We start from the raw sequence: 15,672 nt of genomic DNA, 5'->3' as shown, positions 1-15,672 counted from the left end.
ATTTCGCTAACCTTGCTGTTGAATCAACGTACAACAGCAAGGTTTGTTTTTAATTAAAAACTAACAGCAAGCGCCATCACGGCAGTTGTGCTATTTTTTACCAGATTATTTTTCCGGTCGAGGAAAATTGCGTCCTTATTTGTCAGATTACGTAATTCCATCCGCCAAAGTACATTCGGGAGGATGGAATAATCAGCATTGAGTGAATAGCCCAATGTCTGGAAACCATTTTTCGCTTCAGTAGAAATAATGACTCCTTTTTTATCCTGATAATATTCGCCCCTAGCGGTAAGACTAAATTTATCCGAACCTATATAACGGGCAATCAGCACCGGAGTATACCATACATTATAGCTGCCGCTTCCTTTTTCCTTTTGCTCTGCCCCAATGTCAAAACCGACTGTAAAGCCAAACTGTCTATTGAGCTGATAAATGGCATATAAATTATGAAAATAGCGCATCTGTCTGACACTATCGGCTTTGTCACTACCAATAAAAGATCCACTGTTGATGGTTAAATTATCGGTTGGCTTATAGACAAGCTGATGTCCAAAGGCAGGCAAACTATTGCCATCGACTCGCTGTATACGTTGCCAACCGTTTAGCACAAGCCCGCTAAGAAATAATTTCCCTGATGCGGACGTGTATGATATTTTCGCGCCTGTTTCAAAATATGGCGAATTATCGGCAAAAAGACTCCTTGTCAATGTCCAGTTATCTTTTCCGATGGCACTTTCGAATCCCAAATGGGAGGAAAAAATACCGGCATCGATCCATAAATTGTGTTTTTTTGAAATGCGTACACCGACATTGGCCTCATAAATGTTCTTTAATACGCCCGGCTCAGCCGCGTAATTGGCGTTCATGTAGGTACCTGTTGCCAAGGCGACATTAGCTCGCGTATTTTCAGTACCATAAGTTGCTTTTAACAATGCCATATTAATATTTACTTCATTATTTCTGTTGTGGCTGTAAACAAAAGCAGGGCGTGTGTTGGCAATTGGATTATTAAAATCACGCATATAATAGGCCTCAACATACCCACTGAATGAAACTGTCTTATTTTTTGTTGTATCTTCCTGGGCAAATATGGATATCGTCGACCCGAACATAAGGCAGGTCAACAGGATTATTTTCTTCATCTATTTAATTATTTTATCGTCTTTTATGATCTTCGTATCGCCAGACTTTTTGCATTTATTTTTCAGTCATCTGATCCAAGGCAATATTCAATTCAAGTACATTTATTTTTTCTGGCCCGAACATACCCCAAAGTGGCTTTTGCACATGTGCATCCACTAAGGACTGTACACTATTTGCATCTATGGCTCTTGCTTTGGCTATACGCGCCACCTGTACTTTTGCTGCTGCCACGGATATATCGGGATCCAGTCCACTACCGCTTGCTGTGACAAGGTCTACAGGGACCTGCGCTTTTGATACCTCCGGATTTTTTTTCAAAAAGGTATCAATACGTGCTTTTACCTCTGTCAGGTATTCAGGATTGGAAGGGCCCTTGTTGCTTCCCCCCGATCCTGCAGCATTGTATGCCACGGCTGATGGTCGGGACCAGAAATAGGTTTCGTCGGTAAAAGACTGACCGATATTTTTATAATAATTCTGATTATGATAGCTTATAACCGCCCCTTTTCCATGATTGGGTGCCAGCTGTGCGATCGCCCAGACAACAGCTGGATAAATGACAGCGAGAAGTACCAAGAGCGCCACGGTAATCTTGATAGCTGGATAGATATGTGTTTTCATTTTATTTTTATTAAAAGATGTTAGATAAATAGTGCAACCAGCAGATCGATCACTTTAATTCCGATAAAAGGTACGAGAACACCTCCCACCCCAAATACGAGTAAGTTTCTCCGCAACAGCGCACTTGCACCGATAGGCTTATAAGCGACCCCTTTCAACGCCAATGGGATCAATAACGGAATAATGATCGCATTGAAAATCACTGCGGAAAGAATCGCGCTCTGAGGGCTGTTCAAATGCATGATATTTAGGCCTTGCAGTGCTGGAATTGCCGTAATAAACAATGCTGGTATAATGGCAAAGTATTTGGCCACATCATTGGCAATACTGAAAGTTGTCAGCGTACCACGGGTCATCAGCAATTGTTTACCGATTTCCACTACCTCAATCAATTTCGTGGGGTCATTGTCCAGGTCTACCATGTTGCCCGCTTCTTTGGCGGCTTGGGTACCACTATTCATTGCTACACCAACATCTGCTTGTGCAAGAGCCGGGGCATCATTGGTACCGTCCCCCATCATGGCAACCAATCGACCATCGCCCTGTTCCTTCTTGATATAATTCATTTTATCTTCGGGTTTGGCTTCGGCAATGAAATCATCCACACCTGCTTTTTCAGCGATATATTTTGCGGTCAGCGGATTATCGCCGGTTACCATCACGGTCTTAATTCCCATTTTACGCAGTCTTTCAAAGCGCTCCTGAATGCCAGGTTTAATCACATCCTGCAATTCGATCACGCCAAGTACCTGTTCGTTTTCGGCCACGACCAATGGTGTTCCCCCATTTTGCGAGATGGCCTTCACCCGTTCGTCTGTTTCGATGGGAAACGAATTCCCCGCTTTGGTCACGATATTACGTATCGCATCTGTCGCACCCTTGCGGATACGTGTGCCGGCAAAGTCTATTCCTGAGCTGCGTGTTTCGGCAGTGAACTTGATAAATACAGGCTCCTGAACGCCGTAACTCGCTGGTTTTACTGCCGCCAATTCGACAATGGATTTTCCCTCAGGCGTTTCGTCGGCCATAGAACTTAAAACAGCGGCACGTACCAAACTATCCATTTCAACCGTATTTGCTGGATAAAAATTAGTCGCCTTCCGGTTTCCTATCGTAATCGTTCCCGTTTTGTCAAGGAGCAATACATCAATATCGCCCGCCGTTTCCACGGCCTTACCGCTTTTTGTGATGACATTCGCACGCAATGCTCTATCCATTCCGGCGATACCAATAGCTGACAGGAGACCACCAATAGTCGTTGGTATCAAACAGACAAAAAGCGATATAAAAGAAGCAATCGTGATACCTACATTGGCATAGTCAGCAAATGGCTTGAGGGTCACCGTAACGATAATAAAAACCAGTGTGAACCCCGCTAATAGTATCGTCAAGGCAATTTCATTCGGTGTTTTCTGGCGACTGGCACCTTCAACCAAAGCGATCATTTTATCCAGAAAGCTTTCACCCGGTTCTGTCGTCACCTGCACGACAATTTTGTCGGATAAGACTTTCGTTCCCCCGGTAACGGAACTTTTATCCCCACCGGCCTCACGGATGACAGGGGCAGATTCACCGGTGATGGCACTTTCGTCTATCGTCGCCAACCCTTCTATAATTTCTCCATCAAGTGGTATGATGTCCCCTGCCTGACACACAAAGACATCATTTTTCTTTAATTGTGCAGAAGAAACGACCCGGCCATCCTGCAGTTTAGCAGGCGTCTCCTCACGGGTTTTACGAAGACTGTCCGCCTGTGCTTTTCCACGGGCTTCGGCTATCGCTTCCGCAAAATTCCCAAAAAGCAAGGTCAGGAACAGAATGACAAATACAGTGAAATTATAACCGAGCCCACCCTGTGAGGTTTCCCCGGTCATTATCCAAACACAAACTGCGGCCATAATCAGCGTTCCAATTTCCACCGTGAACATCACTGGATTGCGGAACATTACCTTAGGATTTAGTTTCACAAAAGATTGCTTTAACGCTTGTTGTACAAGTTCTTTCTGAAACAATGTTTGTTGATTGCTCATTTCTAAATTTTTTTTATTTTAATTATTGCATGGAAAAATATTCAGCGATCGGCCCTAATGCCAATGCCGGGAAGAAGGATAGTGCTGCTATGATAACGATCACAGCAAATACCATCATCCCGAATGTACTTGTATCGGTCTTCAGTGTACCTTCACCTTCCGGGATAAATTTCTTCTCGGCCAAAAGCCCGGCGATCGCCACTGGACCGATGATCGGAATAAAACGTCCGAGCAACAGCACGATACCCGTAGAAATATTCCACCATAAGGTGTTGTCTCCCAGCCCTTCGAAGCCACTTCCATTATTTGCAGCCGAAGAGGTATACTCATACAATATCTCGCTAAAACCGTGGAATCCCGGATTGTTTAATGTAGATGCTCCCTGCGCCGGAAAAGCGGTCGCCAATGCTGTACCGACAAGGATAAGAAAGGGATGGGCCAGCGCCACGATCATGGCTATCTTCATCTCACGGGCTTCCACCTTTTTGCCCATAAATTCGGGGGTACGGCCGACCATCAATCCGCTGATAAATACGGCCAATATGATAAAAATAAAGAAGTTGAGGATTCCCGCTCCAACCCCACCATAAAATGCATTGACCATCATTGCAATAAGTTCGTTCATACCTGACAATGGCATATAGCTATCGTGCATGGAATTCACCGACCCTGTTGAAATCATGGTCGTTACAATACTCCAGAAACCAGATGCAGCAGCTCCAATGCGAACTTCCTTACCTTCCATGGCGCCAAGAGAAGTGTCAATTCCCATATGTGCCACTGCTGGATTTCCGGCGATCTCCATCCTTATATTTGGAATTGTCAGGATCAGGAAACCTATGGTCATTACAGCGAACATCATCCATGCAAACTTGCGCTTGCGGATAAAGAAACCAAACGCAAAAATCATAGCCATAGGGATTAGAAACTGAGCGACCATCTCCACCATGTTTGTCAGGTAGTTAGGGTTTTCCAATGGATGTGTGCTATTTGCACCAAAAAATCCACCACCGTTTGTCCCAAGATGTTTAATGGGAACAAATGCGGCAACCGGTCCTCTGCTCACCTGCACAGTATCCCCTTGCATATTGGTCATGGTATCCTTCCCCTCCATCGTCATCGGCATTCCCTGAAAGACAAAAATTGCTGCAATGAGCAGACAAATTGGAAGTAGTATCCGCGTGCATGACTTAAGAAAAAACTCATAAAAGTTGCCAAGCTGCGTTGTGGTCTTATCTCTAAATGCTTTAAAAATGACCGCAGCTGCCGCCATTCCAATACCTGCCGTAACAAATTGAAGAAACATCAGCCAGATCTGCCCAAAGTAACTCACCCCGGTTTCACCAGAATAGTGCTGTAGGTTACAGTTCACCAGAAAAGATATTGATGTATTGAAAGCAAGATCAGCCGACATACTCGGGTTGCCATCGGGATTCAAAGGTAAATGGCTCATATTCATCAATACGGCCATGCTCAATAGGAACCAAACAAAATTTATGGTTAAAAGAGCAACCAAATGCTGCTTCCAAGTCATCTGTACGGTCGGATTTATACCGCTAATTTTATAAAATAAACGTTCCAAGGGTTGAAAAACAGGATCAAGCCCTGTTTTCTCGCCCGCATATACTTTGGCGATATACCTGCCAAGTGGAAGTCCCAGCAGCAATGTGATGATAAACATTGCAACGATTCCAAAAATTTCTGTATTCATTTCAGTTGTGTAATTGTTGTTTGAAAGATTTTATTGTCTACCTTATTCGAAATCTCCTTCTTTCCATCAGAAATCTGTCGAACTTTTGGATAAAACTGAATTCGTCTACGGTATTTTTTAGTACTGTTAAAATTTTTCGGGTCTGAGGAGTACGTAACAAATGTATCCAAAAACCAATAGCGCCACTATAAATAAAGCTGTCATTTGTCTTATTATTAATATATTGCCTGTTGCTGTCTTTTTTGAATTTCCAGAAAAGACAAGGGGAGACGGTATTCAATCCTTGTCCATTCTTCTGCCGAGTAGATCCGCTTTAGCCCCGCCAAGGATCGTACAAATAAATTCTCCATCATGTATTTGACATAATGATTACCTCGGTTATATAATGTCCCCAGAAAATGGATATGCCGGCACAATTTATCGATATTACGATCAGCGCTCAATACGCGAAGGTGGTTGACCACTGCCTGTAATGCTCCGGCAAAATTATGTTTACGAATCAGAAGGTTAATTTCCGAACGAATCTCCCTATAGTGAAGTATAAGGTACATACCTACCCGATATTGATTTAATTTTTGCATGTTATTTTTTTCAAAATTTAACCGAGATACAGTTGATAGATCATAGCAAGTATCAAGATGATCATCACAACCTTCGCGATGCGGTCCATAGACCATTTGTTTGGAGATGAATACTCCTTATTTTCTTTTAAATTTTTCATGGCTAACATTAATGTAAGCGTTGTTCTATTTTGTGTTTTCTTAAATTTTTTCGAAGAAATCAACCATTTTAAAAAACAACCAAAAGCCAAGCAGTCCAGTGATTATCAGTACGAGTGTTATCATTATTGTGGGGATTAATAGTAAAGATTTGTAAACTATTTCTTGTCGCTCTCAGGGATATTATGTCATCCCTGATCCATAGATCTGCTCCAAGGTGGGTGGGCTCTTTGACGATTCTGTTATTTTTTTAATCATTTCCATTTTATATGCTTTGTCCCTATAGGCCAAACGGTATTCCATAGTTTCCAAAGAATACATAAACAACTAAAAAACAGTATATTGAAAATAAAATAGTAAAAATTAAACTGATAAGACCTTATCAAAATGATAGACTTATTTTATCAAAATGAGAATTGATGTGTAGAATTAGCTGTTAAAATTAGATTAAAAAACAGCAATAATATGTAAATTGGACCATAAAGGCTAACTAGTAAGCTGATATAAAATAGATGCAGGAAAATAACTACGACAACCCTAAATTCTTTGAAGAATATAGCAAAATGTATCGCTCACAGAAGGGCTTACAAGGAGCTGGCGAATGGCATGAATTTCAGAAACTTTTCACAGATCTCAAGGACAAGACTGTTCTCGATTTAGGCTGCGGATATGGATGGCACTGTCGATATGTGATTGAAAATGGCGCAAAATCTGTTATAGGTGTGGATCTATCTGAAAAAATGCTGGAAAAGGCCCGACAGATCAATAACCTGGACAGCATTGAATATCAACGTGATGCAATTGAGTCGCTAACTTTCAAACCGGAGCAGTTTAATCTTGTTATAAGTTCTTTGGCTTTTCATTATGTAAACGACTTTGAAACATGCTGCCAAAATATTTATAACTGGCTAAAACCCGAAGGACAATTTTTATTCTCGGTCGAACACCCAATTTTTACTGCACAGGGCAAACAGGACTGGATCTACAAGAATGACGGGGAGAAACTCCATTGGCCGGTAGACAATTACTTTTTAATAGGTTCCAGAGAGACAACGTTTTTGGGAAATGCTGTCCTGAAATACCACAGAACTGTTACGTCTTACATTGGCAGTATCCTAAAAAGCGGATTTAAAATAAACGCTTGTGTCGAGCCTGAACCCAGTAGAGAAATGCTAGAGAATTTCCCAACAATGAAAGATGAGTTGAGAAGGCCCATGATGTTGATTATTTCTGCTGAAAAATAGAAACCACATGGGCATTTCATGTAACAAATTCACATAAGTGTCTGCATTTATAAAAGAAAGTAAACATTAAAAATTATTTTAGTAAATCAAATTCCTAAGAACACTTTCATATACGACAAACTTTAAACAATGATAAACTTAAACCTATTCAAAAAAATTGTTGTTGCTGTCTTTATCGGCTGCCTATTCTATTCGTGTAAAAATGAGGCGAATGCCCCAAACACCTTAACTGAGAAAGAACAAAAAGAGGGCTGGCAACTTTTATTCGATGGTACAACATTGAACAATTGGCATACGTACAACAATGAAAAAAAAGCACCGACCGCTTGGCTGGTAAGAAACGGCACAATCTACTGTGATCCAAACAACGAAAGTCAAAAATATGACCTTATTTCCAACAGCGATTATAAAAATTACGAGTTTAAATTTGAATGGAAACTTGAAAAAGAAGGCAATAGTGGTGTTTTTGTCAACGTACAAGAGCGGCCTGACATCAATGCAACTTATCATTCTGGACCAGAATATCAGTTACTTGCTGACTCACATCCCGACTTTGATAAACCGTTGAAACGCGCGGGTTGTCTCTACATGTTTTTACCGCAGCAAAATTTTGTCAATACCAAAGCAAAAGATGACTGGAACCAATCGAGCATTGTACAGAAAGATGGTAAAATCACATTCTATCTGAATGGTGCAGTTACAGCAGAAATGGATTTCAATTCACAAAAGTGGAAAGACATGGTGAAACACAGTACCTTCAAAGATTTTCCAGAATTCGGTAAACATACGAGTGGAAAGCTTGCCCTTCAGGACTGGTCAAGAGGTGTATCCTTTAGAAATATAAAAATAAAACAGCTGTAACGTATCTAATGCAAACCACAAAAAAGTCCTTCGTTTTTGTATAAACGAAGGACTTTTTTGTGGCTTATATTGCCTATTCGTCCAAACTATTTGGTTATTCAGCCCTTATCTGAACATTAGAAATTACGAATAAAGTCCAAGTGATTTCATCGCGATTTACAATCACTCTTAGTTTCGACAGTGGGTATCATTTTACCGGGTACCTTGGAAAAATTTTATATTTACTGTTCGAGAATGAACAGTTATGCCCGTCATCGGACATTTCAAAAATTTATAAAAAACGTATCTAATTCATAACAAAGAAACTATGAATTTGGCTAAATAATTGTAATTCCACTGTTATTTAAAACTATAATAATATGTTTAAGCTTATTTTGCCATTTGCTTTTATTTTAATTTTCAGCTGCAATCTACAAGCGCAAAATTGCAATTGTGCTGAAAATCTTAAATGGGTCAAAAAAATTATTGAGGAAAATGATGCTGGTTTTCAATATGCTTTAGATCAGAAGGGACAGGATGCATATCAGGCGCATAACGCGAAAATTGAGCAGAAATTAGCGGGAATTAAATCAAACTTAGATTGCACAAAGCTCTTGTCAGAATGGCTACAGTTTATCCGCAAAGGGCATTTGTCAATAAACCGAATCGACGGAAAAGATGTTGATTCATTAGTTTCTGATACTGGTTTTATCACTAAGAACAATCATCCTACTGTGAGCATATCGGAAGACGAGTTCAGGAATTACCTTACTATAAAAAAAGAACAAAATCTAGAAGGGATATGGGATTCTCCTCCCTACAAAGTAGCTATCAAAAAGTATCCTGAGGGGTATAAGGGGATTATAGTCAGCTCTACCGCAGATAATTGGATGTTAGGTGACGTTAAATTCGCCCTAAACAATGAATTATCAGAAGGTATCTATTATCTTAGAGATAAAACTCCGGAAAAAATATCGTTTACGCTACCTATTGGCAAAAATATGTTTCAACTGGGCAATTATTTATATACAAAAATATATCCAACAGTAGAAAACACTCCTTTAGAGGCTGATTTTGTAAAATCATATTCAACAGGTAAACCTTATCTGCAAAAGATTAATGCAAAAACAATTCTGTTGCGTATCCCTAGCTTTAACGGTAGGCAAAAACAAACGATTGATAGCCTTATCGCCATCCATAGACCGCAGTTGGAAAAAATAGAGAACCTAATTATTGATATCCGAAATAACGGTGGTGGCAGTGACGGCAGCTATGCTGAAATTATTCCATTTCTATATACAAACCCCATTCGTACCATTGGAGTAACATTTTACTCCACAAAATTAAACAACCAACGGATGTTAGATTTTTGCAAAAACTATAAAGAATATGGTATAGATCCCATGGAAATTCCTTTCTACAGGGCTGCATATGATAGTTTAAATAACCATTTGGGGGAATTTGTCAATCTTAGGCCAGACCGAAAATTGGTCCGTATTGATTCCGGCTATTCAACACTCCCCTATCCCAGGCAGGTGGCTATCATCATTAATGGTGGAAATGGAAGTACTGCGGAGCAATTTTTACTTGAGGCTAAGCAAAGTAAAAAAGTAAAGCTCTTTGGTACAACAACTTCAGGTGTACTGGATATATCGAATATGTATTTTGTAGAGTCACCTTGTAAAGAATATAAATTAGGCTATGCACTCAGCAAAAGTTACCGAATCCCCAATATGGCTATAGACAATAAAGGGATACAACCAGATTATTATATTGACCAAACTATACAAAATACAGAATGGGTGGACTACGTAAGAAAGATACTGGAAGATTCAAAATAATTGTTAGTTTTCAAAAAAGACCCGGATACTCAAACAAATCAGCGTTATCAATTTCACTTGCACCCATTATAACCAAATTCACTGAGGCACAAGGTATCTCAGAATTAAAATTTAAAAAAAACAAAAAGTTATCGCAAATCAATACGCGCATCTATCCAAAAATAAGCCTGATTTTTGCGGAATAGATCTTCAGGTATCTGATGATTATAAATCAACTCTTCCAACGTATTAAAGTTGTAGCGCAGCATATCATCATTCTTGAATTGGATAGGGCGTAAAATTGCGTCTTCATCATCAATAAAAATATCTGACTCGAAAAGATTAATCTGATGCGCAGAGACCCAGGCAATGGCAGCTACCTTATCCATTCTTATCAGTGCCTTGGCTGCTTCTTGATATTGTTTCATCTCCCAAGGGAGATCTTCAGGATAGTGGGAGGCAACATAATCCTGATAAATTTTTATATCTCCTATACGTAGGCATTCATTGCGAAGCAACAACCTCGTGGTATCACGCGCGAAACTAATATAGTCCGGATGCATAAACAGTCCGTATCGTTTACTATACATTGCTATCTTGTCTGCCAATTCCTGCCTCATAATTTACGTACACAACAAAAATCATCCCAACATCCTCTCTAGCAACACGTTTTGAGCCATATTATTATTTTTTTTCAAAAACTATGATTTATCCAAAGTCAAAGCGAACATGCAAGGTATAAAGCCTAATTGTGAATTAGTCTATAGATATCCCTCTGTTTAATATTTTCGGATTTCAAATATGCAATATTTCGCTAGTACAATAACATTGAATTAGCGCGGACGGAAAGAGCCCGGTAGAATACCGAGCTCTTCTGCAAAAGATCTATTTCCATTAATCCGCTTTAATCCGTTCAACTTTTGGTGCTACTGCACTTTTTGGGCATCCCTATCACGATCAAACAAGTTATATTGCTCGAATAATATCCTCCATATTCAAACGCGACTTGGCTGTTATACTAGGCTGATTTGAGTCCTCCGCATTTCGATAACCAATAGCAACAGCAAATAAAGTATGATATTGTTCAAGTCCTAAAATATGATCATAACGATCATTTTCAATACCTTCCATCGGAGTAGCATCAATATGACTCGCGGCACATGCTGCGAGAAAAAATCCTAAAGAAAGATACACTTGCTGTTTCATCCAGGATTGCACATGCTGCTCTCCCTGTGATTTCAAAAAACGATGGTAGTAATTTATCGAACCTTCGGGTAGTGTACCGTTGATCTGCTCTTCAAATCGTTCCACATCATGAAGGGCACTAAAGACTACCAGATGACTCGCCTCATTAATTTTTTCCGCATTCCAATAAGATGCTTCAGCCAGTTTCGTTTTTGTCTCCCCATCTGAAATAAAGAAAAACCTCCAAGGCTGGCTATTGATGGAAGAAGGACTCAACCGAAGTATTTCTTTTAGTTCTGCGATCTTGTCCGCTGAGATTCTTTCCGTCGAATTATACTTCTTTGTTGTATAACGTTCTTTTGCTGTTTCTAAAAATGCCATAACATACAATTTTAAATTAACTATATTTTTTATAGTTGCAAAACTAAATATAGTGCTATATATTTGCAATAACGGTCAAATTTGATAGTAACAGATGTATTTGATAGACAACAAACAATACCCCTGCAGTACAAGCCTGACAATGAAATATATAGGCGGCAAGTGGAAGGCAGTCATCCTTATCCATTTAATTGAAAAAAAACGTTATAATGAGCTGAGAAAAGAATGTGCATTGATTACAGAGCGTACATTGAGCCTACAGCTGAAGGAATTAGAAGCTGACGGTTTGGTTAAGCGCACAGTACATACCGATAAAGCTCCCTTAAAGGTAGATTATGAGCTTACAGAATTTGGAAAGACGCTGATCCCCCTATTGGAATCCATTGCACTTTGGGGTAGAGAGACTGCAACTAGAACTGCAGGGATTCAACAGGTAAAATAATCGGTCGATTTTGACTAAGTAACATAGGCTGACAAAAGCGTTTTTAATCAGGAAGCTTCCATCTCAGTTTGCTTCCCGATTAAAACTGAAGTACATTGATTGTAGCTGCTATCTGCAGAAATCTTATCAGAAGCTTTCTTCAACCAATTCTTTATTGACCATAGCTCCGGCTAGATTACCTGCGGCGACTGCATTGGAAATAGACCGCATCATACTGGCATTATCGCCACAAGCAAAAACTCCCTTAACCGAAGTTTTTTGAAAATTGTCGACAACAATATGCCCCTGTTCTGTTAGATCACAGCCTAATTCGACAGGAATAGCTGAGTGTTGCTTAAAAGGAATTGCTGCATACAACGTATCAAATGCCCTTGTGCTGTTATCCCCGAAAACTACTTTTTCCAGCCATCCATTCTTATGTTGTATTTTGACAATCTCTTCTTCAATAACAGCTATGCCATGCTTTTCCAATTTCGCAGCCTGTTCAGCTTCAAAATTAGCTTTTCCCGAGGTCAATATTGTCAGATCTGTTGAGAGGTTATTGACCAGAGAAGCCAAATGTAAAGCTCTTTCTCCATTGGCCATAATTGCAGTTTTCTTACCGCTGAATTCATATCCATGACAATATGGACAATGGATAACTGAAATACCCCAACAAGCTGAAAAACCTTGAATGTCGGGCATGACATCTTCTATTCCAGTTGCAAAAATTATTTTTTTCGCGTTAAAAGCTTCGCCATCTACTGTGCTTATTTCAAAGCCATCATTGTTTTTCTTTCCATTTATAGCGAGCCCTTGCTGGAAACGTACTGTTGGGTAACTTAACACCTGCTCCTTAGCCTTTTGTGTTATTACCGATGGTTTTTCGCCGTCATGCGTTATGAAATTATGTGAATGTGGTGTTTGCCTATTACACGGCAAACCGCTATCTATAATCAATACCTGACGTAACGAACGCCCCAAAGCCATGGCTGCTGAGAGCCCTGCATAACTTCCGCCAATAATAATTGCGTCAAAATTTTTATCGTTTTCCATCTTTATAAATTTGATTTTAAATATTAATGATACAACCAGATTTATTAGGCTAGTTCGTAAGTTTGATGTTTATTTCCCTAGCCCACCCATTCATCTGAATAAATCAGGATAATTTCATCAAGGATTGTTTTCGTCTGTTTTACTTTTTACAAGTAATAAAATAAAAGGGATAATTCTCTTCCACTTCCCTGACTTCAATTAATCCATATTTTTCAAATGTTGTTTGAATAGATTCCAAGTCATAAAAGAACATATTAACTCCTCCAAACATTTCAAAACGGTCTTCGCCTATGGCCGTTCCCTGTCCATAGATACTTGCCTGTTTTGATACTGCCGTAAAGATCATATAACCATTGTCGGATAATTGTTCATAACAGTTATGTATAAATTTGATCCGCTCGTCAGCGGCGAGTAGGTAGATTAACCCATGGCAAAATATTCCACCGTATTTTTTGGTATCAAAAGGCATATCAACAACCGACCCATGATAAATAATCGTTTGAGATCCGAAACGTTTTCGCGCGAGTCGAATTGCTGTATTGGACAACTCTATTCCCGTAATACTTATTCCATTTTCTAGAAATACATGACCATTCCGGCCATAACCAAATCCCGGAATTAAGATTTCTTTTATATTCTTCGTCAGAAAGAAATCTTTTGCTATTTGAGCTGAATGAGCAGGACTTCCGCCCCACATCTCTCCTTTTTCCACAAAATTACGTTCCCAAAACTCCATGTCTTTAGACTTTTTATTTTAATATCTTGCATTTATTGAATTCAGCTAACAATAATCTGGTAATTACAATAAAGATAAACGAAGGTAAGTCTTTTTACTATTGCAACTATGTAGCAATAGATTTAAATGCAATTAAATTGCAAATAAATTACATTTAAAGATCTTGGCTCAAATCATGGTTATATATCAGTATTGAAAATTACTGTATGTCAACGATATCTTTGTCGTCAGAAAAAAGAATATACCCTTTGCTAAAAGAAAATCATGAAAAACATAAAAACATTTTTTGCGACCTCATTGCTTCCTTTCTTTACCATGCAGGTCACAGCACAGAAATTGGACAAGATGATCTGGTTTAATGAACCTACCGAGTGGACAATCAGCAACAACGCGCTGTCCATGTTTGTTACGCCTAAAAGTGACTACTGGCGAATATCACATTATGGATTTACTGTGGATGATGCACCTTTCTTCTATACAGAGCGCGGTGGTGAATTTGAAGTGAAGGTCAAGATTTCGGCTAACTATAAAACTCGTTTTGATCAAGCAGGTCTTATGCTACGCATAGATCATGAAAATTATATAAAAGCAGGAATAGAATTTGTCGATGGAAAGTATAACCTGAGTACTGTTGTCACACATCGGACCAGTGACTGGAGCATTATACCGGTAGACAAAGAAATCCCTTTTATATGGATAAAGGCTATCCGGAGACTTGATGCCGTAGAATTCTTTTATTCTTTTGATGATAAGCAATATACGATGATGAGAAACGCATGGCTACAAGACAACCATCCCGTATTAGTTGGATTGATGGGTGCATCACCGGATGGTGATGGCTTCCAGGCTAATTTTGAGCACTTTAGCATCAAGCATCTTCCCGACCAGCGTCGAACAAAATGGTTAAAAGAAAATAGTTCCAATTGATCAGTATCATCAAGTCTGTCAAAAAAGTTGCTTTTGACAGACTTGTCATTATTGTGAATCATCTTCTTGCTTATACATTTTATCGTATATACTGATCGCTTCGTGCAGATTGCGAACCCGCAGTTTTTGTAAAATATTTTGCCGATGCCGGTTAATGGTATTGACACTCAGACCTAACTTTTCAGCAATGTCCTTACTGATCATCCCCCCTCTTACGCAATTCAATACCTCCTTCTCACGTTGGCTCATGACATCCTTGACATCTTGTTTATGGAGTAAATAGGCCTCACCGCTTACTTGATTAAAGATATAGTTATTGTTCCCATGTTGGTCTTCTCTGTCGGGCAATAAGGTATAACAGCACAATGCCAACTGGGGAAACTCTTTGCCGGAGGTATCCAAATAGACGATCTGATGTGACATCAGCATATTCTTCCCATCTTTCCCTACCACACGGAGCACACTATTTGCCTGATATTGAAAACGTTCTTTGGGACCTATGTTCTTAACCATATCAAGAAACTGCAGTTCAAGCCTGTGTTTGACCGCCAGATCTTCAGGATGTACGCGTGCTAAGAGAAAGTCTTCCCAAATACTATTGATCTCCAATTTTCTATCAGGCGAAGACAGATGCAGACGTTCAGCTATCGCCCCCATGAAGGTAAAGCTCCAATTCGCCGTCAAATCACTTAGTACAACAATGCCATTATGGATCTCGGCATAAGTTTTGGCATATTGCTTATAGTATTTTAAAACAGACAAGTCTACACTCGTATTTCGGAGCCCTTTGCCAACAAGATTTTTATTTAATGTCTTTTTTAAATCCGATTCCATCGTT

General features: G+C 39.5%; 16 protein-coding genes. 5 read left to right on the top strand and 11 right to left on the bottom strand.

The window, feature by feature from the left end; translation table 11 throughout:
* Nucleotides 1-53: 53 nt before the first annotated feature.
* From G6053_RS10535 to G6053_RS30905, 6 genes are all read right to left on the bottom strand, one after another.
* Nucleotides 54-1,142: a porin gene (locus G6053_RS10535; RefSeq protein ID WP_108632141.1), complete on the bottom strand. Its 1,089-nt coding sequence runs from the start codon at nucleotides 1,140-1,142 to the stop codon at nucleotides 54-56.
* A 55-nt stretch (nucleotides 1,143-1,197) separates the two neighbouring features.
* Nucleotides 1,198-1,764, bottom strand: a complete 567-nt coding sequence (locus G6053_RS10530) for a K(+)-transporting ATPase subunit C (RefSeq protein WP_108632142.1) — start codon at nucleotides 1,762-1,764, stop codon at nucleotides 1,198-1,200.
* Nucleotides 1,765-1,784: 20 nt separating this feature from the next.
* Nucleotides 1,785-3,794 carry a potassium-transporting ATPase subunit KdpB gene (kdpB, locus tag G6053_RS10525; protein ID WP_108632143.1) on the bottom strand — a complete coding sequence of 670 codons (2,010 nt, stop codon included), beginning with the start codon at nucleotides 3,792-3,794 and terminating at the stop codon, nucleotides 1,785-1,787.
* A 22-nt stretch (nucleotides 3,795-3,816) separates the two neighbouring features.
* Nucleotides 3,817-5,505: a potassium-transporting ATPase subunit KdpA gene (kdpA, locus tag G6053_RS10520; protein WP_108632144.1), complete on the bottom strand. Its 1,689-nt coding sequence runs from the start codon at nucleotides 5,503-5,505 to the stop codon at nucleotides 3,817-3,819.
* Nucleotides 5,506-5,720: 215 nt separating this feature from the next.
* Nucleotides 5,721-6,086, bottom strand: a complete 366-nt coding sequence (locus G6053_RS10510) for a hypothetical protein (RefSeq protein ID WP_146190961.1) — start codon at nucleotides 6,084-6,086, stop codon at nucleotides 5,721-5,723.
* A 17-nt stretch (nucleotides 6,087-6,103) separates the two neighbouring features.
* Nucleotides 6,104-6,226, bottom strand: a complete 123-nt coding sequence (locus G6053_RS30905; RefSeq protein ID WP_277603204.1) for a hypothetical protein — start codon at nucleotides 6,224-6,226, stop codon at nucleotides 6,104-6,106.
* Between the two features lie 510 nt (nucleotides 6,227-6,736).
* On the opposite strand from G6053_RS30905, the gene G6053_RS10505 reads away from it, so the two are divergent.
* The 3 genes from G6053_RS10505 to G6053_RS10495 all read left to right on the top strand — a co-directional run bounded on the left by G6053_RS10505 (nucleotide 6,737) and on the right by G6053_RS10495 (nucleotide 10,149).
* Nucleotides 6,737-7,468, top strand: coding sequence for a class I SAM-dependent methyltransferase (locus tag G6053_RS10505; protein WP_108632146.1), 732 nt, complete (start codon nucleotides 6,737-6,739; stop codon nucleotides 7,466-7,468).
* 129 nt (nucleotides 7,469-7,597) lie between these two features.
* Nucleotides 7,598-8,329, top strand: a complete 732-nt coding sequence (locus tag G6053_RS10500; RefSeq protein ID WP_108632147.1) for a DUF1080 domain-containing protein — start codon at nucleotides 7,598-7,600, stop codon at nucleotides 8,327-8,329.
* Between the two features lie 359 nt (nucleotides 8,330-8,688).
* Nucleotides 8,689-10,149 (top strand): S41 family peptidase, encoded by a 1,461-nt coding sequence (locus tag G6053_RS10495; RefSeq protein WP_165306384.1) that lies wholly within the window; start codon nucleotides 8,689-8,691, stop codon nucleotides 10,147-10,149.
* Between the two features lie 128 nt (nucleotides 10,150-10,277).
* Here G6053_RS10495 and G6053_RS10490 read toward each other — a convergent pair whose 3' ends face one another.
* A complete protein-coding gene (locus tag G6053_RS10490) occupies nucleotides 10,278-10,748 on the bottom strand; it encodes a hypothetical protein (RefSeq protein WP_108632149.1) in 471 nt (156 codons plus the stop codon).
* A 346-nt stretch (nucleotides 10,749-11,094) separates the two neighbouring features.
* Nucleotides 11,095-11,694, bottom strand: coding sequence for a nitroreductase family protein (locus G6053_RS10485; RefSeq protein WP_108632150.1), 600 nt, complete (start codon nucleotides 11,692-11,694; stop codon nucleotides 11,095-11,097).
* 142 nt (nucleotides 11,695-11,836) lie between these two features.
* On the opposite strand from G6053_RS10485, the gene G6053_RS10480 reads away from it, so the two are divergent.
* Nucleotides 11,837-12,136, top strand: coding sequence for a winged helix-turn-helix transcriptional regulator (locus tag G6053_RS10480; protein WP_199768582.1), 300 nt, complete (start codon nucleotides 11,837-11,839; stop codon nucleotides 12,134-12,136).
* A gap of 126 nt (nucleotides 12,137-12,262) precedes the next feature.
* Here the strand turns inward: G6053_RS10480 and G6053_RS10475 are convergent, their stop codons facing one another.
* The gene (locus G6053_RS10475; RefSeq protein ID WP_108632151.1) at nucleotides 12,263-13,171 is read right to left on the bottom strand and encodes an NAD(P)/FAD-dependent oxidoreductase; all 909 of its coding nucleotides are present in this window, start codon (nucleotides 13,169-13,171) and stop codon (nucleotides 12,263-12,265) included.
* Nucleotides 13,172-13,310: 139 nt separating this feature from the next.
* On the bottom strand, nucleotides 13,311-13,907 hold the full coding sequence (locus tag G6053_RS10470) for a class I SAM-dependent methyltransferase (RefSeq protein WP_108632152.1): 597 nt from the start codon (nucleotides 13,905-13,907) through the stop codon (nucleotides 13,311-13,313).
* Nucleotides 13,908-14,171: 264 nt separating this feature from the next.
* Here G6053_RS10470 and G6053_RS10465 point away from each other — a divergent pair, with 264 nt between their 5' ends.
* Nucleotides 14,172-14,834: a DUF1349 domain-containing protein gene (locus G6053_RS10465; protein ID WP_181390435.1), complete on the top strand. Its 663-nt coding sequence runs from the start codon at nucleotides 14,172-14,174 to the stop codon at nucleotides 14,832-14,834.
* Nucleotides 14,835-14,882: 48 nt separating this feature from the next.
* Here the strand turns inward: G6053_RS10465 and G6053_RS10460 are convergent, their stop codons facing one another.
* Nucleotides 14,883-15,668 carry a helix-turn-helix transcriptional regulator gene (locus tag G6053_RS10460; protein ID WP_108632153.1) on the bottom strand — a complete coding sequence of 262 codons (786 nt, stop codon included), beginning with the start codon at nucleotides 15,666-15,668 and terminating at the stop codon, nucleotides 14,883-14,885.
* Between the last annotated feature and the right edge of the window lie 4 nt (nucleotides 15,669-15,672).

This window comes from Sphingobacterium sp. DR205 (assembly GCF_011064245.1).
Taxonomy (GTDB): Bacteria; Bacteroidota; Bacteroidia; order Sphingobacteriales; family Sphingobacteriaceae; genus Sphingobacterium; species Sphingobacterium athyrii.
This window is presented reverse-complemented; position numbering and strand designations above follow the sequence as displayed.

Coding starts and splice junctions, on each gene's coding strand:
- G6053_RS10535 (WP_108632141.1), bottom strand. CDS start 1,142: ATGAAGAAAATAATCCTGTTGACCTGCCTTATGTTCGGGTCGACGATA.
- G6053_RS10530 (WP_108632142.1), bottom strand. CDS start 1,764: ATGAAAACACATATCTATCCAGCTATCAAGATTACCGTGGCGCTCTTG.
- kdpB (WP_108632143.1), bottom strand. CDS start 3,794: ATGAGCAATCAACAAACATTGTTTCAGAAAGAACTTGTACAACAAGCG.
- kdpA (WP_108632144.1), bottom strand. CDS start 5,505: ATGAATACAGAAATTTTTGGAATCGTTGCAATGTTTATCATCACATTG.
- G6053_RS10510 (WP_146190961.1), bottom strand. CDS start 6,086: ATGCAAAAATTAAATCAATATCGGGTAGGTATGTACCTTATACTTCAC.
- G6053_RS30905 (WP_277603204.1), bottom strand. CDS start 6,226: ATGAAAAATTTAAAAGAAAATAAGGAGTATTCATCTCCAAACAAATGG.
- G6053_RS10505 (WP_108632146.1), top strand. CDS start 6,737: ATGCAGGAAAATAACTACGACAACCCTAAATTCTTTGAAGAATATAGC.
- G6053_RS10500 (WP_108632147.1), top strand. CDS start 7,598: ATGATAAACTTAAACCTATTCAAAAAAATTGTTGTTGCTGTCTTTATC.
- G6053_RS10495 (WP_165306384.1), top strand. CDS start 8,689: ATGTTTAAGCTTATTTTGCCATTTGCTTTTATTTTAATTTTCAGCTGC.
- G6053_RS10490 (WP_108632149.1), bottom strand. CDS start 10,748: ATGAGGCAGGAATTGGCAGACAAGATAGCAATGTATAGTAAACGATAC.
- G6053_RS10485 (WP_108632150.1), bottom strand. CDS start 11,694: ATGGCATTTTTAGAAACAGCAAAAGAACGTTATACAACAAAGAAGTAT.
- G6053_RS10480 (WP_199768582.1), top strand. CDS start 11,837: ATGAAATATATAGGCGGCAAGTGGAAGGCAGTCATCCTTATCCATTTA.
- G6053_RS10475 (WP_108632151.1), bottom strand. CDS start 13,171: ATGGAAAACGATAAAAATTTTGACGCAATTATTATTGGCGGAAGTTAT.
- G6053_RS10470 (WP_108632152.1), bottom strand. CDS start 13,907: ATGGAGTTTTGGGAACGTAATTTTGTGGAAAAAGGAGAGATGTGGGGC.
- G6053_RS10465 (WP_181390435.1), top strand. CDS start 14,172: ATGAAAAACATAAAAACATTTTTTGCGACCTCATTGCTTCCTTTCTTT.
- G6053_RS10460 (WP_108632153.1), bottom strand. CDS start 15,668: ATGGAATCGGATTTAAAAAAGACATTAAATAAAAATCTTGTTGGCAAA.